Raw genomic sequence first — 22397 nt, 5'->3', positions numbered from 1 at the left:
TACCTGTGCAGGGATGCCACACCAAAAGCCTTTGAAAATAAGGTATTTTCTGAACCGTCGCCCTATGTTAGCCTTATTCCATAATAAGGAGACCCCGACAAAACTGGGGCTCACGAGGCAGTAAAGAGGCAGTGGCGTGAAACGTCGTATTCAACACCCCGCGTTGGCGGGTATTCTTCTATTGATGACACTCCTGTTGGCCGCACTTGCGCCCGCCACAGGTCGAGCCGCGCCCTATGCCGCTATGGTAATGGATGCCCGAACAGGTGAGGTCTTGCATTCGCGCAATGCTGACACCCAGTTGCATCCGGCGTCCCTGACCAAGATGATGACGCTCTATATTGCGTTTCAGGCAATTGAGCGCGGTGAAATCAGTCTAGATGACATGGTGACAATCACTCCGTTGGCCGCGAACGAACCGCCCAGCAAATTGGGTTTGGTAACAGGCCAACGTATCCAGTTCCGTTATTTGATCCGAGCTGCTGGCGTTAAGTCCGCCAATGACGCCGCGACCGCGATCGGGATTGCCTTGGAAGGCAACGAAGCCGCCTTTGCCCGCCGTATGACAGCAACAGCCCAAGCCATGGGCATGAGCCGTACAACATTCCGCAATGCCCACGGGCTGACCGAAGCAGGCCATTTGTCCACCGCACGCGATATGACCGTGCTTGGTCGTCACATCATCTACGATTATCCCCAGTATTATAACATCTTTGGCCGCATCACGACCGACGCTGGTGTGCGCGAAGTTGCCAACACAAACCGCCGTTTCCTGAACGCCTATCGCGGCGCAGATGGCATCAAAACTGGTTACACACGCGCCGCAGGGTTCAACCTTGTTGCATCCGCTGAACGTGGACAAGAACGCATCATCGCAACAATGTTTGGCGGGTCTTCCACTGCTGCCCGTAACGCACGCGTTGCTGAATTGCTTGATATGGGTTTTGCCCGCGCACCAAGTACGGCCCGCATTGACCGTCCACGCCCTGTTGGTCCGCAAAGCGCAGGCGCTGACACCCCTGCCCCAGGCACGACAGCCCGCACAGTTCGCGTAAACGGTCTGGTTGCGCGGTCCCTACGCCCACAGGCACGTGCTGTGCCTGATGTTCCAGAAGTTGCTGAAGCTCTTGTCGCTGTGAATGCTGACGCGGTCCAAGACGTCGTCGCAGACGTTATTCAAACCGCGGCAGCAGCGCCCGAAGCCAGCGAAGCGCCGCCTTCGCGACCCTCCGATGTCGTTCTTGCCGCTGTCCAACAGGCCAGCCCGACCCCGAACGAACCTGAAATCGTCACCCGCATCTCTACCTCTGGCAGTCGTCTTTGGGGTGTGAACGTGGGCCGCTACGGGTCTCGGTATCAGGCAGAACGTGTACTTTTGCGCGTCGCTTTGAATGAAATGTCCACGCTGGACGGATCATTGCGACGTGTAAATCAATCCAGCCGCGGCTTTGACGCCAATTTCATGGGGTTGACCCGTGATGGTGCGGAACGTGCATGTGCACGCTTGCAAGCCCGTGGCACCACGTGTTTCATGATCGGGCCTGAATAACAGCCCGAGGAAACACCATGGCGGTTTTAGACGTACAAGCACCCGGCATCCCGAAACTGAAAAGCAGCAAAGCCGACCACTATGTCGGAATGCACCGGATTTTCTGTGTCGGCCAAAACTATGCGGAACACGTCACCGAAATGGGCGGCGATCCCAAGGCCGATCCGCCGATCTTCTTTATGAAGCCGGCCAGCGCATATGTGCCGTCAGGCCGCACGATCCCCTTCCCGCTTGCGACAGAGAACCTCCACCATGAGGCGGAACTGGTCGTGGTGATCGGGCGCGGTGGCACGAGTATCGCTGAGGAAGAGGCGCTGCGTCATATCTATGGCTATGCCGTTGGTAACGATCTCACGCGCCGCGATTTACAGGGGGCTGCCAAGAAACGCGGCAAGCCGTGGGATATGGGTAAAGGTTTTGATCAATCCGCCAACATCGGTCTTGTTCACCCCGTATCCGAGGTCGGCCACCCGACTTCAGGCGCCATTCGCTGTTTGGTCGATGGTGACGTGCGCCAGAATGGTGATCTGTCACAGATGATCTGGTCCGTGCCCGAAATCATCGCCACACTGTCTGGCCTCGTCACGCTTCAGCCCGGCGATGTCATCATGACAGGCACGCCATCTGGCGTCGGTCCGATTGAGCGGGGGCAAACATGCGTTTGTGAAATCGAAGGTCTATCCCCCGTCTCCGTCAGCTACGAAGCCTAGTCAAACGCCGCTTTCATCAGTTCGCGGGTGTATTCTGTTTGTGGGTTGTCAAAAATAGCATCGGCATCCCCTGCCTCAACCACGTCACCGCGTTTCATCACGATGACTTTGTGGGACAGCGCGCGGACGACCTTTAGATCGTGGCTGATGAACAGATAGGCCAGCTGATACTTCTTTTGCAGATTACGTAGCAGTTCGACGATCTGCACCTGCACTGTCATATCCAATGCCGAGGTCGGTTCATCAAGCACCAGAAGTTTTGGTCGCAGGATCATGGCCCGCGCAATCGCGATCCGTTGGCGTTGCCCGCCCGAAAACTCATGCGGATATCGGTCCATCAATTCTGGCGCGAGGCCGACTTCTTTCATGATGTCCGCAACCATCTCACGCGAGTTTTTACCCTGCGCCGTGCCGTGAATTGTCAGCCCTTCTGCGATGATCTGTTCAACCGTCATACGAGGCGACAGTGACCCATAGGGATCCTGAAACACGATCTGCATCTCAGACCGCAGTGGACGCATTTGGCCTTCTTTCAAGCCCTGAAGGTCCTGCCCCATAAAGGCGATGCGCCCTTCCGATGAAATCAAACGCATCATCGCAAGGGCCAGCGTCGTCTTACCGGACCCTGATTCACCAACAATACCCAACGTCTCGCCAGCACGTACTTCGAGCGTCGCATCGTTGACCGCTTTCACGTAGCCCGTTGTGCGCCGCAACAAGCCAGACGTCAGAGGGAACCATATCTTCAGGTTCTTCGTCTTTGCGACCACTTTGGCAGTGGGATCGACTGGATCGGGGTAGCCAGTGCTTTCGGCTTCAAGAAGGGTGCGGGTATAGGGATGCTGCGGGTTGGCAAAAATCTCGGCCGTTTGGCCTTGCTCGACGATCTCACCGTCTTTCATGACACAGACACGGTCCGCAATCTTGCGCACGATGGTCAGGTCATGGGTGATAAACAACATCGACATTCCAAGGTCGCGTTTCAGATCAGCCAGCAATTCAAGAATTTGCGCTTGGATCGTTACGTCCAACGCGGTCGTTGGCTCATCCGCAATCAGCATCTCAGGCCCGTTGGCCAGCGCCATAGCGATCATGACACGTTGTCGTTGCCCGCCAGACAACTGGTGCGGATAAGACATCAAACGCCGCTCTGCTTCGTGGATACCCACTTGTGTCAGCAGTTCGATGATGCGGACGCGCACCGCATCGCCGCGCAATCCTTGGTGCAGCTCAATCGACTCGCGCAGCTGTTTTTCGATGGTGTGCAGCGGGTTGAGAGACGTCATCGGCTCTTGGAAAATGAAACTGATGTCGTTGCCGCGAATACGTCGAAGGTCTTTTTCAGGTGCGCCGACCATCTGGGTGCCTTCATAGGTGATAGACCCACCGACGGTCGCACTGTCACCAAGCAACTGCACGGTCGACAGTGCGGACACTGATTTACCCGAACCGGACTCGCCCACCAGCGCCACCGTCTCACCCTTATCGACATGGAAGGTTACACCGCGCACAGCGTGGGTGGTTTCCCCGTCTTGGCGAAAATCAACCGTGAGGTTTTGAACGTCTAGGACACGGGCGCTCATGAGAATGTCTTTCGCGGATCAAAGGCATCACGCACGCCCTCAAAGATAAACACGAGCAGCGACAGCATAACCGCAAAGGTGACGAAAGCTGTCAGGCCCAACCAAGGCGCTTGCAGGTTTTGTTTGGCTTGTAGTGTCATTTCACCCAGTGACGGGGCCGAGGATGGCAGGCCGAAGCCAAGAAAGTCGAGAGACGCCAGTGTCGCAATTGTGCCTGTAATCAAGAACGGCAACATCGTCAGCGTCGCCACCATCGCGTTTGGCAGCATGTGGCGGAACATTATCGTGCGATCCCGAACACCCAGCGCCTTGGCCGCACGGACGTATTCCAAATTTCGAGCGCGCAGGAACTCGGCGCGCACCACGCCAACCAAAGCGGGCCAGCCAAACAGAATTGTTAAGAAGACAAGCAGCCAGAAACTGCGCCCCAAAATCGCAAATAGAATGATGATCACGTACAGCGACGGGGTTGAGCCCCAGATTTCCAGAAGTCGCTGAAACACCAGATCAACCCAGCCGCCAAAGTATCCCTGAACAGCACCCGCGATGATCCCGATGACCGACGCGCAAGACGTAACGATAATCGTGAACAAGATCGAAAGGCGGAACCCGTGGATCACCCGTGCGACCACGTCACGTTTTGTATCGTCGGTCCCCAGCCAGTTGTTTTCATCCGGTGGCGACGGGGCCACACCGGGAATGTCGACGATGGTATTGTAGCTGTAGGGCACGGGTGGCCAGATCAGCCAACCCTTTTCAAAATCAGGATCATCGATACCGGTTTGCGCTGCTTCGATAAGCGCTTCAGGTTCGTCAAAACAATCGACAAGCCCGCCGGTTTCGATCAGGCACTTGACCTCAATGTCTTTGTATTCCGCCTGTGTCGGGAAATCCCCGCCGAAGTCACGTTCTGAGTAGAACTGGAAAATCGGCATCCGGATTTCACCGCGATAGCTGACCAAGATCGGTTTATCATTGGCAAGGAATTCGGCGAACAGCGACATCACAAACAGGAACAGGAATATCCAAAGCGACCAGAACGCGCGGCGATTGCGTTTGAAGTTCGTCCAGCGACGTCGGTTCAACGGCGACAAATGATACCAGCGTTTTGTCGGAGGAGGAGGAGCTAAGTCAGTCATCACCCTCTCCTCTCGAAATCAATGCGCGGATCGATCAGCACGTAGGTAATGTCGGTGATAATCCCGACAACCAACCCCATGAGAGAGAACGCAAACAACGTGCCAAACATCACCGGATAGTCGCGTTGCAATGTCGCTTCAAACCCGAGACGGCCAAGCCCATCCAACGAGAACAGCGTTTCGATAATTAGGGACCCACCAAAAAACACGCCAATGAACAGCGCCGGAAAGCCCGAGATCACGATCAACATCGCGTTGCGGAAGACATGGCCATAAAGAACGCGCGCTTCTGACAGGCCTTTGGCCTTGGCCGTAATGACATACTGCTTCTTGATCTCATCCAAAAAGCTGTTCTTGGTCAGCAGCGTCAAAGTCGCAAACGCTGAAATGGTTGAGGCCAACACTGGCAGTGCGATGTGATGGAAGTAATCCTTGATCTGTCCCCACGTGCTCAGCTGGTCAAAATCCGATGACGTTAGCCCCCGCAGTGGGAACAATCGCATGCAGGTCGGGTTCGAATTATAAAGCCACGTTACGTTTTCGCGGAAGAAATCCGATATTCCGAATGGCAGCCTGAAACAGTTGTTCGAGGCAAACAAAACGATAAGCAGAATGGCGAACAAGAACCCGGGTATCGCATAACCAACAATGATCGCCGCAGAGGTCCACGTATCAAACGAAGACCCATCGCGAACAGCCTTTCGAATGCCCAGCGGGATCGAAACCATATAAGCAATCAACGTGGACCAAAGGCCCAGCGTAATTGATACAGGCATCTTTTCCATGACAAGGCCGACGACCGACACAGACCGGAAATAGCTCTCACCGAAATCGAACCGCATGTAATCCCACATCATCAGGAAAAAACGTTCGATTGCGGGGATTGGGACTGGATTACACTCATCCGCACTTAGGTCAGGTTCACCTGTGAACCCGACATCGCAAACGATCCGTGCGAAATTGAATTCGACTTGGAGCTGGTCCAGAAATTCTTGCGGCAAACCACGGGATGCAACGCTATCACCGCTTTCGTTCTCAAGCAGCTCTGACCCGCCGCCAGAGATGCCTTCAAAGACGTCTCCGCCCCCTTCCATCTGCGCGATGACTTGATCAATCGGGCCACCGGGCACGAACTGAATCAGCACGAAGTTGATAATCATGATCCCAAGCAACGTCGGGATCACAAGAAGCAATCGTTTGAGGATATAGGCGCCCATTCAGCGTAGCCTTTTTGGTCTTTTTGCCAACTGTCGGAGCCTAGAAAGCGCCCGCAGCTTTTAATTCTTCTGCTCTTTCGGCGTTGTACCACCAGAACGACGTATTCCCCAGCGAAAATGGCGGCAAGTTTTCAGGATACTCATAGATATCGTAGTAGGCGACCGTGTGGGTCGACTTGTACCACTGTGGAACCCAGAACCCTTTGGCGCGCAACACGCGATCGATCGCTTGGGTTCCGACTGTCATTTCTTCCAGACCCGTCGCGTTGATGACGTTTGTCAAAAGACGATCAACTGCAGGATCTTCAAGCCCCATCAGGTTGCGCGAACTGTCCGCCGCCGTTTCAGACCCGAACCATTGGCGCAGACCGCTACCCGGCTCAAACCCTTGGGTCATTGTGTGGGTAATCATGTCAAAATCAGACGGTGCATCCAGACGCTCAACGTATTGCGCGAAATCCACTCGGTTCAGGGTCGCGTCCACGCCCAAACGCTGCAGGCTTTCGACGTAAGGGTTAATGATGCGATCAAAACCGGGGGACGCTGACAAGAACTCCACCTCAAGCACTTGTCCGTCCTTACGGCGCATCCCGTCATCGCCGGCAATCCAGCCCGCTTCGTCCAAAAGGGCGGATGCAAGACGCAGGTTCGTGCGATCTGTTGGGCGGCCCGCACTCGATGTCGGCGGCAAAACGGCCTCATCCGTCAAGATAGAAGCATCAAGCAGGCCCTCATCAACGAGCGGTTGAAGCAGAGCCAGCTCAGCTTCGGATGGCACGCCTTGCGCCTGAAGGTCGGTATTCTGCCAGAACGATTCGACGCGATCATAAAGCCCGTAGAACAAGGTTTCGTTTGACCATTCAAAGTTGAACATCAGACGAATAGCTTCGCGCACCTTAGGGTCCTGAAATCTTTCGTCCCGAAGGTTGAAAATAAACGCCTGCGCAGAGCCAATCGTGCCGTCTGGCAGTTCTTCTTTGCGCACCCAACCGTTTTCGATGGAAGGGAACTCGTACCCTGTGGCCCACTGCAACGAAGAGCTTTCTTGACGGAAGGTGTATTCGCCCGCTTTGAAAGCCTCAAACGCCGCAGCGCTATCCGTGAAATACTCATAGCGGATCGAATCGAAATTGGCCTGCCCGACATTCATCGGGTGCTCTGCGCCCCACCAATTCGGATCCCGTTGATAGACAACGTTTCGATTGGTGTCGTAACTGCCAAGAACATATGCCCCCGTGCCAAGGAACGGCACATCCGTGCTTTCATCAAGCCGAGCGCCAGTTTCCGCAAACCACGCTTTGGAAAACGCACGGTTGCTTCCGGCGATGCCGATCACGTCTCGGCGCGGAGCCTCGGGGGTGAAGGTGAAACGCACACGGTGCGTGTCGAGGACTTCGACCTTTTCAACATAGCCTTCAACAACGGCCACATATTCAGGCAAGCCTTGATCCATGATCAGCTCGTGGAAAAACACCACATCTTCGGCAGTAAACGCCGAACCATCAGAAAACGTAACATCATCGCGCAGATTGAAGATCACCCAGTCTTTGCTTTCTGGGTACTCGATCGTGGTGCAAAGATAACAATACGACCCATATGGGTCATCTGCCGTGGCGGTCATGATGCTTTCGTAAAGGATCGTTGTGCCCGCTGCTGTTGCGCCTTCACGGGTGAAATTATTGAAGGTATCAAACGTGCCTTGGGTCCAAAGGCTCATCTCGCCGCCTTTTGGGGCGTCGGGATTGACGTAATCCAAATGCGCCATGTCGACTGGGTATTTCAGCTCTCCGAAGTTTGTATACCCATGCGAGATGATCACTTCTTCATGGCTGTCAGCGCGCAGCATGCTTGCCGCACCAATTACCAATACTGAGCCAGCCAGCAACATCCCCCATTTTGAAAGCCCCAATTGTTGGGTCTGAACTGCCGCCTTGGATCGTGGGGCATGAGAGTGATGTTGTGCTTTGGCCATTTGGCGCTCCTGCTTGCGGAAAATTCCTTATAAATAAGCTAGGACGGCGAAGGGCTAACATTCAAGTTGAGATTACGTGACAACTGCGTGATTTAGGCCGACAGCCGCCCAGTTTTCGGATTCCACAACGCAAAAGACCGCCCAAACTGAGCGGCCTTTCAAAAATTCGATTGCGTCTAACTTAGCCGTCGAGGCTGTCGAGATACGCGATAAGGTTCGCGCGATCTTCGATCTTGCGCATGCCGTTGTATGTCATGCCAGTCCCCGGCGCGAAGCCACGTGGGTTTTCAAGGAACGCGTTCAGGTTCTCAGGTGTCCAAACATCAGCCGCATCGTTCAATGCACCAGAATAGCTTCCGAAATCAGCAACACCACCAACAGCGCGGCCTACAACGCCGTACAATGCCGGGCCAGTTGAGTTAACACCTGGTTCAAGTTTGTGACACGCCGCACATGCACGCCACTGGCCTTCGCCTGCTGCTGCGTCTGCCATTGCGTAAACTTCTGCGAAGTCCGGGCCTTCTTCAACGGGTGCTGCATCTTCGGCACCCTCAACAGGAATCACGTAAGCCTGCTCGTGGTCACCGTGGCCACCGGGGTGATAAATCTCTTCTGCGGCCCATTTGCCCAGCAAAAACACCAATAGTGTGCCGCATACGCCGCCAAGAACTTTGGTCATTGTCATTGTGTCGAACATGTCGCGATCCACTTGCTTCCTAGTTTGTGCGCCATCTATCCGCTTCCCTCGCCATTTATCAAGGTGTAGCACCGCGACCAAATGCCCATTTTGTGCGAAAAATGGAAAATAGGGGAGAAAGATGACAAAACGCATCGCATTTCAGGGCGAACCAGGCGCCTACGGCCACCAAGCCTGCGTCGAAGCACGCCCCAGTTATGAACCTCTCCCCTGCCCGACGTTCAACGCCGCGATTGAAGCCGTCCGCAAGGGCGAAGCCGATCTTGGCATGATCGCAGTTGAGAATTCCACCTACGGGCGGGTCGGTGATGTCCATACGCTGCTGCCCGAAAGCGGGCTGCACATTGTCGACGAAGCCTTTGTTCGGGTTCACATCAACCTGCTTGGCAAACCCGGCGCACAGGTCGATCAGATCAGAACAGCCAGCGGTCACATCGTGATTCTCCCGCAGTGTGGTAAATTTCTGCGCGAAAACGGGATTGAACCGATGATCAGCCCCGACAATGCCCGCGCAGCGATGGACGTCGCAGCAGGCGACGACATGACGGCGGGCGCTTTGGCCTCTGAAATGGCGGCAGGCATCTATGGTTTGAACATTCTGGCCCGCCACATTGAGGACCATGACCGCAATACAACGCGTTTCTTGATCATGGGTCGTGAGCCCGATCTGTCACGTCGTGGCAAACATGGCATGGTGACAAGCTTCGTCTTCCGCGTTCGCAACATTCCAGCCGCGCTTTACAAAGCGATGGGTGGGTTCGCGACCAATGGGGTCAACATGACAAAGCTGGAAAGCTACATGGTTGGTGGCCAGTTCACGGCGACGCAATTCTACGCCGAGGTCGAAGGCCACCCTGATGACCGCAATGTCGCGCTGGCGATGGAAGAGTTGGACTACTTCACTGACCACATCCGATTGATGGGTGTCTTTCCTGCTGCGCCACGGCGCCACGAAAAGCCATCGTCTTAAAAGATATTGTCTTGGCGGGGTGATTAACGGACATGCTTGGCTTCGACGTCTTCGGCGAAGCCTTTTACCATCATCTTGAACTTGTTCTCGGTTTTAACGCGCGCAAACCGGACGGACTGAAACAGCAGCTTACCCGGTATTGTCTTTGCAACGGCTTTCGCCTTAACGCTCAGGCGGGTGTGGGTTTTGGACAGTGAGATAAGATCAACCACCATCGTGCCATCTATGCTGGGCGATGTGACTTCGATCTTCAATGTGTTCGGGGCATCAACCTCAACCAATTCGGCATCAACGGTCCGGTCTTTATCACGCAAACGAAAATTCACCCGCCATTTTGTGCCCACGGTCGCTGTGTCACCCCCGTGAAGGCGTTCAACATCGCCGCCACGGCGCATGATGGAGCGTTCAAACCTTTTGAAATCAGTAACCTGTGAGTAAACAAAATCAATCGGAGCCGAGATGTCGTCGTGTGCGCTAAATTCCATGGTGTCCTGCTCGTTCGTCCGGCCTTGTCAGCCTGTTTAATTTCGTTTGATTAATCTAGCGTATTTGCCAGCCAGTTCTCTAGCAGAAAATGTGCGATTGCGCCGTTTCTGGCGGGCTTTATCTCTGGGTGTTCCCCATTCGCCGCTTGCACCATCTCAGCGCGTGAAATCCAGCGTGCGTCTTCCAGCTCTACAGGATCAACGGTGATCTTTGTTGATGTCGCCTGCCCCAGACAGCCGATCATCAAGGATGATGGAAAAGCCCAAGGTTGGCTGGCCAGATAGTCCACTTCACCGACCTCAACGCCCGCTTCTTCGAACACTTCGCGGCGCACAGCGGCTTCTATCGTCTCGCCAGGCTCCACGAAGCCTGCCAACAAAGAATACATTCCCTCGGGCCAACCAGGTGAGCGCCCGACAAGCACATTGTCCCCCGATAGGATCAACATAATCACGACAGGGTCTGTGCGCGGGAAATGGAACGTGCCGCAGTCTGGGCACGTCCTTTTCCACCCTGCGTCATCGGAAACGCTTCGAACACCACAGGTCGAACAAAAACGGTGACTATCGTGCCATTGCAGAACGGCTCGTGCTGTGGCTGCCAATTCAGCATCGCGCGGCGTCAGTGTCGTCATGATCGCACGTAATTCGGCAGCGTGGTTCGCGTCCGGCATCGCAGGGTGATGCTGGGTAGTGGGATCAAGAAACGTGTTCATCGCCTCTTCGTCCAGCACCTCTGGGTTCCAGTTGATCAGGTTTGCCGCAAAAACAGGACCCGCGTCATCAAGCCCCATAAACACCCGCACGGGTCCGGCATCAGCCAACACAGGATGGTCCAAAGGCACACGGGCAAGACCCAAGCCTTCGCCCTCGACCATCAGTTTTCCCCGCCATAACAGGATACACCGCGCATCTGGATTTTGTTCCAACGCAGTTACGTCCGCGCGCAAATGTGCCGCGCGATCAAGTCCTGAGCCGCCGAATGTCACTGTTTCTGCATGTTTCATGCCTGTTAGGTCGCATGGCTAAGGGTCTGGTGCAAACACTCTCATCGCTTGCGAGCCTGCTTTTCCCGAATCCCTTGCAAGAGCGCCCCTTCGTTCGTATATGAGCGGTGAGGGGTTGGCGCGGGCAAGTGCCTCGCCAACCTGGTCAGGTCCGGAAGGAAGCAGCCACAACGAGCCCCACTTGGGTCGATGTCCAACCTCTCACCTACCGCACAAATGCATCGCATTTGCCGCGGTTTCTGACGAAGCGAAAGCACAGCTTTTGTGAGCTCCAGAAATAAGATAACTGCATTCCATGACAACTGATCTAAAATCCCTCGGCTGGACGGCGCATTTTTCACGGCAAGCCGAACTGATCGACGAACAGCATCCTGTTCGCGTGAGTGCGGTGCATCGCTCACGGTTGGACGGGTTTTCCGCAAAGGGTGATGTGTCTTTGTCACCAACGGAATCAGCCGGCGTCTACGCGGTTGGGGATTGGGTTATTGCCACAGGGGCAGCCGCATCAGGGCCACTTGAACGCACCACCGAAATCACGCGCCGCGCCGCTGGCGAAGAATCCAAACCGCAGTTGATTGCCGCCAATGTGGACACGCTCGGCATTGTCACAAGCTGCAACGCAGATTTTAACGTGGCGCGGCTGGAACGGTATTTGGCGATGTGCGCCGCGTCCGGTTGTTTGCCGCTGGTGATCCTGACGAAAGCGGATCACTGCGATGATCCGCAATCCTACGTGCGCCAAGCCGAAAAACTATCCCCTTTGCTCAGCGCTGTAGCGATCAATGCGACGGATGACGAAGATGTAAAACGTGTGAATGCGTGGTGTTCGGACGGTCAGACCTTGGCTTTGGTCGGGTCGTCTGGCGTGGGCAAAACCACCATCCAGAACCGCCTGACTGGGATTGCCGACACCACCCAAGACATCCGCGAAGACGACGCTAAGGGCCGCCACACAACCACCAACCGCAACCTGCGCCCCACGCTTGCGGGCGGGTGGCTCATCGACACCCCCGGGATGCGCGAACTGCGCCTTGTGGATGCGACCGAGGGTGTCGACGAAGTCTTTTCCGACATCACCGAGCTTGCGACCCAGTGCAAATTCAACGACTGCGCCCATATCACGGAACCGGGCTGCGCCGTTCGTGCGGCTATTGATGCGGGTGACCTAGATGCGGATCGTCTTGAACGGTGGCGCAAGCTGGAAAAAGAAAACCGATTCAACACCGCGACTGTGGGCGAAAACCGCGCCCATATGAAACGGATGCAGAAGATGTATGACAACGGCGCAGAAAAGGGCCGCTTTAAACGCCGTTAGACGCCCATTCGAACTGGGCGTCGCGCTCAACAGCACAGGGCCGAACAGCGCGCAGCCGCGCAAGCGCCGCGTCAGGGGCTTCACCCGTTTCAATCATCAGCCGAAGCGCCACCATTCCGGACCGCCCGCAACCACCAAAACAATGGCTCAATATCTTGCAGCCCTGCGCCAAAACGTCATGGGCAAGCGCCGATGTTTCAGGCCAGAGCGCGATAACATCGGCGTTCGGAGCACCGAAATCGACAATCGGAAGATGCCGCCACGCAACACCCGCCGCCGACAAATCCGCCCCAAAATCCGTCGCGCCGACACGGTCCAGTTCTGCCTGTCCCGTCATCGTCAGCACAAGATCAGGCCCCCAATGCAAGATCGCAGATAGGTTATCCTCATAGGTGCCATAACGCCCCGGTATCGCAGACAGGGCAATCTGCCCTGCCCCGACCGCTACAGGGTAAATCGCGAATTCAGCCAATTCCATGTGCCACCACCTGTGACGGCTTTGCCGCCGCCCAGTCTTCTAAGGTTCTGCGAACGTCATCATCGCCCGCCATCTCGATCGTTTTTCGCGGTAAGGCGACGCCATGATCAAGCACTAATCGCAGGCAAGCGACATAATCCGCCGCCCCACGGTTCGGATTGTTTTCAGAACCGTGAATGATCGTGGACAGCAAAGTACCGCCGTAATTGTTCACATGACTAAGGTCAGGATCAAGCTTAAGGAAATACGCCAGCACATCAGGCAACCCGACCCAACCCGCCGCCTGAACAGGCGTTATTCCTTCACCGTCGGGGCGGTCCCATTCCAACCCTATGGCAACCAAAGCCTTTAGATGGGGTAGCTTTCCTGGCAAATGCAGCACTTCGCGCAGGATATTTCGGTATGCGTCAGGAATTTTTGCGGGGTCTATGAATCCCTCAACCGGTTTACCTGTCGCCGCCGCGGCAAGATGTGTCTCAATCTCGGTCAGCTCCGATACGCTTCCGTGCGCTTCGATCCGCTTGCACAACGCGTGATTGCCGAACACGCGCGAAAATGCATATGCACTGTGACCATTCCAAGTTGCTGTCGGGTCCGCGCCATATTCCAGCAACAAATCCAAAACCGCGCCTGAATTCATTCGTCGCGCCGCCTGATGAAGAACGGGCACACCACGCTGAACACCCGAACCAACTGTCCACGCATCCGTGCCCTCATTCGGATCAGCCCCTGCCTTCAACAGAAGTTCAACCATCTCGGCATTGTCAAAATCCATCGCTCGCGGCAACGCATTGGTCTTTTTGGGGTCTGCACCGTGGGTCAACAACAACCGAACGCCATCTGCGTGGCCCAGCTCGGTCGAATGGTACAGGCTTTCGCCATCGTTTGGGTTTGCCCCGTTCTCAAGCAACCATTCGGCCAGCGGCATGTTCCCCGCATGGCCCAGCGCCCAATAAAGCGGGGACAACGGCGCGCCGTTCTCAACTGTGCCCGCGTTTACGTCAGCCCCGTTCGCGACAAGCATATCCGCAATCGCCACAGCATCATCGGCCCTCTCTGGCCAAACGCTAAACATGCGCGATTTACACAAATGCACCAAAGGCTGCACAGGTCCGGCCATCTTGGCGGCAAGCGTTGGGTCCTTTTTCAACATCGCCCAAACGGATTGCACATCCAAAAGCGCACACAGCAACCCAAAATGACCTGCCGCCAGATCGGGTGTGTTCGAAATCAATCGTTGGACCACTCCCGTCTGGCCATGAAACAACGCGATCTTCAGTCGCTGGACTTTGGTTGCACGATCAAGGCCCATCGTCTCGATCGCATCTTTCATCGCCGGCCAGCTGGCGAAGGAGTTTTCCTGCGCGATGACGTGTAAAAAATCAGCATGCTTGAGATCGCCCGCAGACCTTGGCGGGTGGGCCTTCAATCGGGCACGCGCATCAGCATCACCCGTTTCATAACGAGATTTGAGCGTTTTGGCCGCACGGCGGAATTGTTCTAGGGGGTCTGTCATAGGACTTCCTCATCGATTGGTCCCAACGGTTCGCTGTTCGGGACAATGAGAAAGACCGAAATGGTCTGTTCTAAGATCGATAAGGGTGCCGATATCAGCTTTCCGCGAACCTGGATGCCCCCCTCTTGGGCCTCTAAATTCTACGAGCAAACCTTGAGAAGAACAAGGCAGCCGTTAAGATGGCCAAATGAAAGAAAAGAAAACGTCTCAAGATCGCACAAACATGGCCGAGGACCGCACCGCCATGGCCAACGAACGCACTTATTCCAGTTGGATGGGCACCGGATTGGGTGCGATTGGTGTCGCCATCGGTATGAAAGCGGTATTTGGGGCGTTCGAACCCACATGGGCGGCCAAAGCGGTGGCATCCATTTTCTTACTCGTCGCCGTTCTGATTTTTTGGGCAGCGCGGCGCAATGCCTGTAAGACTTTGTCACGCCTGCAAGAGAATGATTTCGAGGCGACATCGTCTACAACATTCACAATCCTTGCCGCAATCATGACGCTGGCTGCAATCGGAACTGGCGCTATTCTGTGGTCTCTCTAGTGGACGCCGGATCGGGCAACGCGTAGCTTAACCAAATGACCGAATCCGACACCCCAAAGTACCAAGTCCTCGCGCGGAAATACCGCCCCGAAACTTTTGCCGATCTTGTCGGACAGGACGCCATGGTGCGCACCCTGAAAAACGCCTTTGCGGCGGACCGTATTGCGCAGGCTTTTATCATGACCGGCATTCGCGGGACGGGTAAAACCACGACCGCGCGGATCATCGCAAAGGGGATGAACTGTATCGGCGATGACGGCACAGGTGGCCCAACGACCGAACCCTGCGGCAAATGCGAAAACTGCGTGGCGATCATGGAAGGCCGCCATGTTGACGTGATGGAAATGGATGCTGCATCGCGCACAGGTGTCGGCGACATCCGCGAGATTATCGAAAGCGTTCATTACCGTGCGGCATCTGCCCGCTATAAAATCTACATCATCGATGAGGTTCACATGCTGTCGACCAGTGCGTTCAACGCGCTGCTCAAGACGCTCGAAGAACCGCCTGAACACGTCAAATTCATCTTCGCGACCACGGAAATCCGTAAAGTTCCGGTCACTGTCTTGTCCCGTTGCCAGCGGTTTGACTTGCGCAGGATCGAACCCGAAGACCAGATCGGCCTATTGCGCAAGATTGCGACATCCGAGGGCGCAGAAATCACCGACGATGCCTTGGCTTTGATCACCCGTGCGGCTGAAGGGTCTGCGCGCGATGCGCAGTCCTTGCTCGATCAAGCGATCAGCCATGGCGCAGGGGAAACCACCGCCGACCAAGTGCGCGCCATGCTGGGGCTTGCGGACCGAGGCCGCGTTTTGGATCTGTTTGACATGATCCTGAAAGGTCAGGCAGCCGACGCCTTGCACGAACTGTCCAGCCAATATTCTGGCGGGGCCGACCCGATGGCGATCCTTCGGGACTTGGCCGAAATCGCCCACTGGGTCAGCGTCATCAAGATCACCCCAGACGCCGCCGAAGACCCGACAGTTGGTCCCGATGAACGCACACGCGGCGCGCAGATGGCACAAGACCTGCCCATGCGAGTGCTGTCGCGCCTTTGGCAAATGCTGCTGAAATCCCTAGAAGAGGTCGCAATTGCGCCGAATGCGATGATGGCCGCTGAAATGGCGATTATCCGGCTTACGCATGTCGCCGACCTTCCTAGCCCAGAAGAACTGGTGCGCAAACTTGACGGCGCAACGCCTCCCGCCGGACCCGGTGGTGGTGGCGGTGGGGCTCGCCCAGCGCCCTCGGCCCCGACGACAAATGCACAAGGCAGCGCGCCTGCACCAACGCATTCAGGCCCCAGCGGCACAACAATGTCAGCAGGCGGCCCCGCCCTTGCCATTGCAAACGATGAGGCGCTTGCCCTTTACCCGACGTTTAATCACGTGGTTGAACTGATCCGCCGTCATCGCGATGTGAAACTGCTTGTCGAAGTCGAAACCGGCGTTAGGCTGGCCGCTTACCAACCGGGCCGGATTGAATTCGTTCCCTCCCCCAGCGCCACCAATGACCTCGCTCAACGGCTTGGGTCACGGCTTCAGGCGTGGACGGGCAACCGTTGGGCCGTAACGGTCGTTAACAAAGGCGGCGAAGACACGATCGCCGAAGTGCGCGACGCCGAAGCCAATGCCCTGCGCGAAAAGGCCAAGGCGCATCCTATCGTCCAAGCAATCTTTAGCCAGTTTCCGAACGCTAAGATAACCGACATCAAATCGCACCAATCGATGCAAGCGGAAGCCGAACTCGAAGCGCTGCCAGAGGTCGACGAGGAATGGGATCCGTTTGAGGACAGCTAAGCCCCCGTATCTTGCAGGGCGCACCCCGCCCCCTTATCTAGGGCGCAACACACATTGAGGAGAGACAGATGTTCAAAGGTTTAGGTGGCCTCGGCGATATGGCCGGAATGATGAAAAAAGCCCAAGAGATGCAAAAGCAGATGGGCGCGTTGCAAGAAGAACTTCACGACATGATGGTTGTCGGCGAAAGCGGCGCTGGTCTGGTTAAGGCGACGGCATCCGCAAAGGGCGAACTCAAGGCGCTCGACATCGATCCGTCCATATTCAACGGCGACGACAAAGAAGTTGTTGAGGATCTGATCCTTGCTGCCATCAAGGACGCACAGGGCAAGGCGTCCGACAAAGCACAAGAAGAAATGGCAAAACTGACGGATGGCTTGGGTCTTCCGGCGGATATGAAGCTCCCCTTCTAAGGTGAGCCAAGCCCCCAAAGATATCGATGCGCTGATTGATCTTATGGCCCGCCTTCCGGGTCTTGGGCCAAGATCAGCGCGTCGAGCGGTGCTTCATCTCATCAAAAAACGCGGGCAGTTGCTGAACCCTTTGGCAGAGGCCCTTACAACAGTCGGCGCGACAGCGCGCGAATGCCTGAACTGCGGTAACATCGGCACCGCCGACATCTGCGGTATCTGCGAAAGCGAGAAACGCAACATAGGCCAGATTTGCGTCGTCGAAGACGTCGCTGACCTTTGGGCGATGGAACGTGCGGGCGTCTTCAAAGGACGCTACCACGTTCTGGGCGGCACCCTATCCGCACTGGATGACATCGGCCCCGAAGAACTGCGCATCCCGAAATTGCGGGACCGGATCACAACTGAATCGATCTCCGAAGTCATTTTGGCGCTCGGCGCGACGATAGACGGCCAAACGACAGCCCACTACATCGCAGATGAATTGCAAGGCGTGCAGGTGACGTCACTTGCTCAAGGTGTGCCCGTAGGTGGGGAGCTGGACTACCTCGACGATGGTACGATCACCGCCGCGCTAAACGCCCGTAAGGCGCTTTGACCTTAGGCGGCACCCGCACACACCCTCATCCCAGAACCAAAAAAGCCCCAGCATTTCAGCTGAAGCTTTCAAGATTGCTACGACCAGCAGACCTTAGTCTTCGTCGTCGTTACCCGCATCATCGGGCAAGTTGAAGAAGCTGTCAGCATCTGGAACTGACGTGTCTTCTTCTGGCTCTGGCATATCCGTACCCAATGAGAATGTCTCAAGACCTTCAATCGCGGTCGGAATTTTTGGCTCAGCTGGGAGGCCAAGGCTCTGCTCAGTGCTGACCAGCTTCCGGCGTTCGTCATCAGACATCACGCCGCCTTCTTTCAGCTTCTTGGCAGCGGCCTTTTGTACAGCAGCATCAAGTTCGGACTGTTTACACAGGCCCAAAGCAACAGGATCGATGGGTTCAATGTTGTTGATGTTCCAGTGCGTCCGCTCACGGATCGCCTGAATGGTTGGCTTGGTTGTGCCGACCAACTTGGACACCTGACCATCGGACAATTCAGGGTGGAACTTAACCAACCAATAAATCGACGCAGGGCGGTCCTGACGCTTGGACAACGGTGTGTAACGCGGACCGCGACGCTTTTCTTCGCCCTCGGACGCTGGGTTATACAGCAACTGCAGCTTGTGCTTTGGATCAGCTTCGCCTTTGTCGATCTCTTCTTGCGTCAACTGTTTGTTCGCAATCGGGTCGAACCCTTTGACGCCGGTCGCCACATCACCATCGGCGATGCCTTGGACTTCAAGTTCGTGCAGCGCGCAAAAGTCCGCGATCTGCTTGAACGTCATTGTTGTGTTGTCACACAGCCAAACAGCTGTGGCTTTGGCCATAATCGGTGTGCCGCTCATCTCGTCTTCTCCTACATCAATCGACATGCCTGTCCCACGCCCTTGAAGGGGCTGACCGCATCGGGCCGGGTTCACATTGTCGGGGAACTTAACTGCTATATAAGGGCGAAGTTGATTTATGGAAAGACCCCAAATGCTGCGAATGCTTGCCCTGCTCTGTGTGATCGCCCTTCCTGCCAAGGCACAAGACGTCGCCGGAGAGTTTGATTACTACGTTTTGTCCCTGTCATGGTCCCCAACGTGGTGCGCGATCGAGGGCGATTCTCGCAACTCGCCGCAATGCGATGACGACAAAGATTTCGGCTGGGTGCTGCACGGGCTTTGGCCGCAATACGAAAACGGCTGGCCTGCTGATTGCCGCCACACGTTCCGCAATCCGTCACGCACAGATACCGCCGCAATGGCCGACATCATGGGAACCAGCGGCTTGGCATGGCACCAGTGGAACAAACACGGCAGTTGTTCTGGCCTGTCACCCGATGACTATTACGCATTGTCACGTCAGGCCTATGAAAACGTCACCCGCCCCGCAGTATTTCGGCGCTTGGAAGATCCAGTCACCTTGCCTGCGTCGCTCATCGAAGAAGCCTTCATGCGCGAAAACGAAGGGCTGGATGCCGACGAGATTACCATCACCTGCCGGAGCCAGCGCATCCAAGAAGCACGTATTTGCCTGACACGGGACCTCCAACTGCGCACTTGCGGTTCCGACGTTATCCGCGACTGCACGCTGGAAGACGCGTTATTTGATCCGGTGAGGTAGTCACGGCTGCTATGCGGACTTTGCTGCCGTTCGACGTGGCTCGACATAGGCCGCAATCGAAAATCCCCCCAACTAGCAAAAGGGGCATCGGAATAAACCGACACCCCTTGGGCAATATCGTGTGCGCTGGAACGAATGGTTCCAAGCTGGATTGAGCGAATTACAGCTGCGCGGCGCGCTTTTTGCGGCGTTTGATGGCCGCGATGCCGCCAAGGCCGGAAAGAAGAAGCAATCCGCCAGCAGGTAGCGGGACGGAAGGCACGCTAGGCAACTCATCAAACTCAAATGCGAACGCAGTGTCTTCGACAGACCAGGTATCAAAACTGCCGCCGAGAAGGTCGGAGCTATCACCGCTATTGTTCTGAAAAACAAACTCGCCGCCAGCATACCCGCCAGAACTGTCATCAACGCCGCCCCAAAGTTGACTCGCACCACCGGCCAGAGCTTGGAACCCGACCAGCCATTGACCCGCGTTCAAAGAGATTCCGCCGGTCAAAACGCTCACGTCGGACATCCCGTCCACACCAGCTGTGGCGCCTGCGTTGCTCGCCAAATTCGCGCCAGTCGTCGTCGAACCGTCCCATGCGTAAACATGCAGGTCAAACGTTGTAACATCCCCGCCGTCGTCGATACGGAACTGCACAGAATCCAGAGAAGATGCCGCGCCAAGCGTAACGGTCTGCCCATAGAAATGAGTGCCGGTGCTACCCCAAGCAGCTATTGTACTATTTTCGTCGGCTAGGTTGGATAGCGTGGCAGCCCCTGCAGTCGTCCCTAATGCTACTAATAGCGCTGAAGAAAGTAGAAAATGTTTCATGCGTATGACCTTATTAATGTTTCTCTGAATTGTCGCAAATTCTAGTCGAACTTTAAGGACTTTCGCAACCGCATTATGATTTTCTCAGCCAGATCTTGAGGTTCCGTCAACAATGCTCAGCATTTCAGGCTATTGTTTCGTTAAACTGCGAAATGTGCAGCTAAATTCTGTATGCCATTCTGCTTTCAGGGGCCGGAAACAAAAATTTGGACTTGGCAATTATGGCTAATTTGGGCTCAAAGCCGCCGTTCGCCGCAATGGCTCAACCGACTTTCAACACAATCTTTCCTATATGCTGGCTGCTTTCCATTCGCACATGAGCAGCGGCGGCATCCGCTAAAGAAAATTCCTGATCCATCACAGGGGCTATCTTACCTGCTGTGAGCAACGGCCAAACCTTTTCGCGCAGTTGCGCTGCAATTTCAGCTTTTGCCAAATCAGACTGCGGCCGCAATGTGCTGCCGGTGATCGTCAGGCGACGCATCATGAGGTGGGCGAAGTTCAATTCAATCTTTGGGCCTTGTAGAAACGCGATCTGAACGAGCCGTCCATCATCCGCCAACGCCCGCACGTTGCGTGGCAGATAGTCACCGCCGACCATATCGAGGATCAAGTCCGCGCCACCTTCCACCTTCATCACATCAACGAAATCAACGTCGCGGTAGTTCATCGCAACCTCGGCCCCAAGGTCGAGACACGCCGCGCATTTGGCATCCGACCCTGCGGTCGTGAACACCCGTGCACCAAAGGCGTTTGCCAATTGGATCGCGGTCGTGCCGATGCCGGACGATCCGCCATGGACCAAGAACCGCTCACCCGCTTTTAGCCCGCCGCGCATGAAGACGTTGGACCATACGGTGAAAAACGTCTCCGGCAAGCAGGCGGCCTGCTTGAGCGAAAGGCCGTCGGGAACCGAAAGACAATGGGCCGCTGGAGTGCAGACCTCTTCGGCGTAGCCTCCGCCGGGCAACAGCGCGCAAACAGCGTCACCAATAGCGAGCCCCGTCACGCCATCGCCGATCGCGCTGATTTCGCCAGCAGCCTCAAGACCCGGTAAATCGCTTGCGCCTTTGGGTGGGTTATACATCCCCGCCCTTTGCAGGGCGTCAGGGCGGTTTACACCGGCATAGGCAACTTTGATACGCACCTCACCGTGACGTGGTTCAGGCAAGGGACGATCGGTCAGCGTTAAAACTTCTGGCCCGCCAGCTTGGGCAATCTCGACGGCCTTCATGATGGTAAATCCCATGTTCCGGGCAGATCGCTCGGCGGCGCTGCGGGTGCTTTGATTCGTGATGTAAACTGACCCAAGGCCGTCGCGAATGGCTTGGTAAGCGGGTTCTTGTTCAATGCCGCTTTGAAGGTTTCGAACTGCATCACATTCTCGATCCGCCGGTCAATAAACTCATCCGTCGCGCTGTGATCAGGGCTATCGTCGCCCAACCAATACAAAACTACCGATCCATAAACCGCCGACAACGTGGCGCGTTTGGTGTACCAGTTTACGTCGTCTGACGTGTCGCCCAATGCGGTCCAGATCGCATCCGCCGTCCCCCAGATCAGTTTTGACCCGATGGGTGCCATATGAGGCAAAGCAAACAGCACTGTTCCGCGCCGCACGGCTTCTTTGTCGGCTACCGCATCAAGGCGAAGTCGTGCCGCATGGGCAACCTTATCACGAAACCGCATTTCGCTGAGATCAGCCTCAGCCAAGGCAGCGACCATCGCCGCATCCCCCTCGGTGTGAAACAAGACAGCAAGGTCCACCGCACCGCGTGGACAGATCGCGCGTGCATCGTCCTTTGACAAATCGCAGTCTTGGGCAGCGGCAACAAATGCCTCATCAGACCAGCCATCAAAGGCCACGTGAGGGAGAATCGCTTCTAGCAATGTCAGGGCTGTGGTCACTTCAGGCTCCGTTTTCAGGCGTTTGCCCAATACTAGACAAATAGCGGGGCACTTGCTATATGGCGGCTTCC

The 22397-nt window shown here is 55.8% G+C and carries 22 protein-coding genes and 1 other RNA gene; 10 read left to right on the top strand and 13 right to left on the bottom strand.

Translation table 11 applies throughout. The features are described from left to right. Positions 1-184 precede the first annotated feature (184 nt). Positions 185-1549 carry a D-alanyl-D-alanine carboxypeptidase family protein gene (locus KO486_RS13585; protein ID WP_216038357.1) on the top strand — a complete coding sequence of 455 codons (1365 nt, stop codon included), beginning with the start codon at positions 185-187 and terminating at the stop codon, positions 1547-1549. A gap of 17 nt (positions 1550-1566) precedes the next feature. After that, positions 1567-2259, top strand: coding sequence for a fumarylacetoacetate hydrolase family protein (locus KO486_RS13580; protein ID WP_216037818.1), 693 nt, complete (start codon positions 1567-1569; stop codon positions 2257-2259). Here KO486_RS13580 and KO486_RS13575 read toward each other — a convergent pair. The 5 genes from KO486_RS13575 to KO486_RS13555 form a co-directional block, all read right to left on the bottom strand. Next, on the bottom strand, positions 2256-3842 hold the full coding sequence (locus KO486_RS13575; RefSeq protein WP_216037817.1) for an ABC transporter ATP-binding protein: 1587 nt from the start codon (positions 3840-3842) through the stop codon (positions 2256-2258). The two genes, KO486_RS13580 and KO486_RS13575, sit on opposite strands and share 4 nt — an antisense overlap. Continuing rightward, entirely contained in the window at positions 3839-4981 is a 1143-nt protein-coding gene (locus tag KO486_RS13570; RefSeq protein ID WP_216037816.1) for an ABC transporter permease, read from the bottom strand. Before KO486_RS13570 ends, KO486_RS13575 begins: the two co-directional genes overlap by 4 nt. Continuing rightward, entirely contained in the window at positions 4981-6198 is a 1218-nt protein-coding gene (locus KO486_RS13565) for an ABC transporter permease subunit (RefSeq protein WP_216037815.1), read from the bottom strand. Before KO486_RS13565 ends, KO486_RS13570 begins: the two co-directional genes overlap by 1 nt. Positions 6199-6238: 40 nt before the next feature. Next, positions 6239-8170: an extracellular solute-binding protein gene (locus KO486_RS13560; RefSeq protein ID WP_216037814.1), complete on the bottom strand. Its 1932-nt coding sequence runs from the start codon at positions 8168-8170 to the stop codon at positions 6239-6241. 181 nt (positions 8171-8351) lie between these two features. Further along, positions 8352-8867, bottom strand: a complete 516-nt coding sequence (locus KO486_RS13555) for a c-type cytochrome (RefSeq protein ID WP_216037813.1) — start codon at positions 8865-8867, stop codon at positions 8352-8354. A gap of 121 nt (positions 8868-8988) precedes the next feature. Here KO486_RS13555 and KO486_RS13550 point away from each other — a divergent pair, with 121 nt between their 5' ends. Beyond that, a complete protein-coding gene (locus tag KO486_RS13550; RefSeq protein ID WP_216037812.1) occupies positions 8989-9837 on the top strand; it encodes a prephenate dehydratase in 849 nt (282 codons plus the stop codon). Positions 9838-9860: 23 nt separating this feature from the next. On the opposite strand, the gene KO486_RS13545 is transcribed toward KO486_RS13550, so the two are convergent. Together KO486_RS13545 and nudC are read right to left on the bottom strand one after the other, a co-directional pair. Next, complete coding sequence (locus KO486_RS13545; protein WP_216037811.1) at positions 9861-10322, bottom strand: SRPBCC family protein; 462 nt, start codon at positions 10320-10322, stop codon at positions 9861-9863. Positions 10323-10372: 50 nt separating this feature from the next. Then, a complete protein-coding gene (nudC, locus tag KO486_RS13540; RefSeq protein ID WP_216037810.1) occupies positions 10373-11329 on the bottom strand; it encodes an NAD(+) diphosphatase in 957 nt (318 codons plus the stop codon). Positions 11330-11437: 108 nt separating this feature from the next. On the opposite strand from nudC, the gene ffs reads away from it, so the two are divergent. Then, positions 11438-11536: signal recognition particle sRNA small type (ffs, locus tag KO486_RS13535), an RNA gene on the top strand. Between the two features lie 88 nt (positions 11537-11624). Beyond that, a complete protein-coding gene (rsgA, locus tag KO486_RS13530) occupies positions 11625-12644 on the top strand; it encodes a ribosome small subunit-dependent GTPase A (protein ID WP_216037809.1) in 1020 nt (339 codons plus the stop codon). Here the strand turns inward: rsgA and KO486_RS13525 are convergent. Continuing rightward, entirely contained in the window at positions 12631-13122 is a 492-nt protein-coding gene (locus KO486_RS13525; RefSeq protein ID WP_216037808.1) for a dual specificity protein phosphatase family protein, read from the bottom strand. The genes rsgA and KO486_RS13525 overlap by 14 nt on opposite strands. Next, entirely contained in the window at positions 13109-14638 is a 1530-nt protein-coding gene (locus tag KO486_RS13520) for an ankyrin repeat domain-containing protein (RefSeq protein ID WP_216037807.1), read from the bottom strand. Before KO486_RS13520 ends, KO486_RS13525 begins: the two co-directional genes overlap by 14 nt. 187 nt (positions 14639-14825) lie before the next feature. Between KO486_RS13520 and KO486_RS13515 the strand changes: the two genes are divergently transcribed. From KO486_RS13515 to recR, 4 genes are all read left to right on the top strand, one after another. After that, a complete protein-coding gene (locus KO486_RS13515) occupies positions 14826-15185 on the top strand; it encodes a DUF202 domain-containing protein (RefSeq protein WP_216037806.1) in 360 nt (119 codons plus the stop codon). 35 nt (positions 15186-15220) lie between these two features. After that, entirely contained in the window at positions 15221-16987 is a 1767-nt protein-coding gene (locus KO486_RS13510; RefSeq protein ID WP_216037805.1) for a DNA polymerase III subunit gamma/tau, read from the top strand. 68 nt (positions 16988-17055) lie between these two features. Continuing rightward, entirely contained in the window at positions 17056-17400 is a 345-nt protein-coding gene (locus KO486_RS13505) for a YbaB/EbfC family nucleoid-associated protein (RefSeq protein ID WP_216037804.1), read from the top strand. Between the two features lies 1 nt (position 17401). Next, positions 17402-17995, top strand: a complete 594-nt coding sequence (gene recR, locus KO486_RS13500) for a recombination mediator RecR (RefSeq protein ID WP_216037803.1) — start codon at positions 17402-17404, stop codon at positions 17993-17995. A 93-nt stretch (positions 17996-18088) separates the two neighbouring features. On the opposite strand, the gene KO486_RS13495 is transcribed toward recR, so the two are convergent. Beyond that, entirely contained in the window at positions 18089-18838 is a 750-nt protein-coding gene (locus tag KO486_RS13495; protein WP_216038356.1) for a cell cycle transcriptional regulator TrcR, read from the bottom strand. Positions 18839-18956: 118 nt separating this feature from the next. On the opposite strand from KO486_RS13495, the gene KO486_RS13490 reads away from it, so the two are divergent. Beyond that, a complete protein-coding gene (locus tag KO486_RS13490) occupies positions 18957-19601 on the top strand; it encodes a ribonuclease T2 (RefSeq protein ID WP_216037802.1) in 645 nt (214 codons plus the stop codon). Positions 19602-19761: 160 nt separating this feature from the next. Here the strand turns inward: KO486_RS13490 and KO486_RS13485 are convergent, their stop codons facing one another. The 3 genes from KO486_RS13485 to KO486_RS13475 form a co-directional block, all read right to left on the bottom strand. Continuing rightward, the gene (locus tag KO486_RS13485; protein WP_216037801.1) at positions 19762-20418 is read right to left on the bottom strand and encodes a VPLPA-CTERM sorting domain-containing protein; all 657 of its coding nucleotides are present in this window, start codon (positions 20416-20418) and stop codon (positions 19762-19764) included. Positions 20419-20680: 262 nt separating this feature from the next. Then, positions 20681-21667 carry an NAD(P)H-quinone oxidoreductase gene (locus KO486_RS13480; protein WP_252734794.1) on the bottom strand — a complete coding sequence of 329 codons (987 nt, stop codon included), beginning with the start codon at positions 21665-21667 and terminating at the stop codon, positions 20681-20683. Further along, complete coding sequence (locus tag KO486_RS13475; protein ID WP_303435343.1) at positions 21649-22326, bottom strand: COQ9 family protein; 678 nt, start codon at positions 22324-22326, stop codon at positions 21649-21651. The genes KO486_RS13480 and KO486_RS13475 overlap by 19 nt, the downstream gene beginning before the upstream one ends. Between the last annotated feature and the right edge of the window lie 71 nt (positions 22327-22397).

It is taken from the genome of Octadecabacter sp. B2R22 (assembly GCF_018861045.1).
In the GTDB taxonomy this organism is placed as follows: domain Bacteria; phylum Pseudomonadota; class Alphaproteobacteria; order Rhodobacterales; family Rhodobacteraceae; genus Octadecabacter.
The sequence above is the reverse complement of the archived record's forward strand: the minus strand, read 5'-3'. Positions and strand labels throughout refer to the sequence as shown.

What these genes read in the sequence shown, in the direction of transcription:
- KO486_RS13585 (WP_216038357.1), top strand. Translation starts at nt 185, where the DNA reads ATGACACTCCTGTTGGCCGCACTTGCGCCCGCCACAGGTCGAGCCGCG.
- KO486_RS13510 (WP_216037805.1), top strand. Translation starts at nt 15,221, where the DNA reads ATGACCGAATCCGACACCCCAAAGTACCAAGTCCTCGCGCGGAAATAC.
- KO486_RS13515 (WP_216037806.1), top strand. Translation starts at nt 14,826, where the DNA reads ATGAAAGAAAAGAAAACGTCTCAAGATCGCACAAACATGGCCGAGGAC.
- KO486_RS13555 (WP_216037813.1), bottom strand. Translation starts at nt 8,867, where the DNA reads ATGTTCGACACAATGACAATGACCAAAGTTCTTGGCGGCGTATGCGGC.
- KO486_RS13520 (WP_216037807.1), bottom strand. Translation starts at nt 14,638, where the DNA reads ATGACAGACCCCCTAGAACAATTCCGCCGTGCGGCCAAAACGCTCAAA.
- nudC (WP_216037810.1), bottom strand. Translation starts at nt 11,329, where the DNA reads ATGAAACATGCAGAAACAGTGACATTCGGCGGCTCAGGACTTGATCGC.
- KO486_RS13565 (WP_216037815.1), bottom strand. Translation starts at nt 6,198, where the DNA reads ATGGGCGCCTATATCCTCAAACGATTGCTTCTTGTGATCCCGACGTTG.
- KO486_RS13480 (WP_252734794.1), bottom strand. Translation starts at nt 21,667, where the DNA reads ATGGGATTTACCATCATGAAGGCCGTCGAGATTGCCCAAGCTGGCGGG.
- KO486_RS13575 (WP_216037817.1), bottom strand. Translation starts at nt 3,842, where the DNA reads ATGAGCGCCCGTGTCCTAGACGTTCAAAACCTCACGGTTGATTTTCGC.
- KO486_RS13485 (WP_216037801.1), bottom strand. Translation starts at nt 20,418, where the DNA reads ATGAAACATTTTCTACTTTCTTCAGCGCTATTAGTAGCATTAGGGACG.
- KO486_RS13495 (WP_216038356.1), bottom strand. Translation starts at nt 18,838, where the DNA reads ATGAGCGGCACACCGATTATGGCCAAAGCCACAGCTGTTTGGCTGTGT.
- KO486_RS13560 (WP_216037814.1), bottom strand. Translation starts at nt 8,170, where the DNA reads ATGGCCAAAGCACAACATCACTCTCATGCCCCACGATCCAAGGCGGCA.
- KO486_RS13570 (WP_216037816.1), bottom strand. Translation starts at nt 4,981, where the DNA reads ATGACTGACTTAGCTCCTCCTCCTCCGACAAAACGCTGGTATCATTTG.
- KO486_RS13550 (WP_216037812.1), top strand. Translation starts at nt 8,989, where the DNA reads ATGACAAAACGCATCGCATTTCAGGGCGAACCAGGCGCCTACGGCCAC.
- KO486_RS13505 (WP_216037804.1), top strand. Translation starts at nt 17,056, where the DNA reads ATGTTCAAAGGTTTAGGTGGCCTCGGCGATATGGCCGGAATGATGAAA.
- KO486_RS13490 (WP_216037802.1), top strand. Translation starts at nt 18,957, where the DNA reads ATGGAAAGACCCCAAATGCTGCGAATGCTTGCCCTGCTCTGTGTGATC.
- KO486_RS13545 (WP_216037811.1), bottom strand. Translation starts at nt 10,322, where the DNA reads ATGGAATTTAGCGCACACGACGACATCTCGGCTCCGATTGATTTTGTT.
- KO486_RS13525 (WP_216037808.1), bottom strand. Translation starts at nt 13,122, where the DNA reads ATGGAATTGGCTGAATTCGCGATTTACCCTGTAGCGGTCGGGGCAGGG.
- KO486_RS13580 (WP_216037818.1), top strand. Translation starts at nt 1,567, where the DNA reads ATGGCGGTTTTAGACGTACAAGCACCCGGCATCCCGAAACTGAAAAGC.
- rsgA (WP_216037809.1), top strand. Translation starts at nt 11,625, where the DNA reads ATGACAACTGATCTAAAATCCCTCGGCTGGACGGCGCATTTTTCACGG.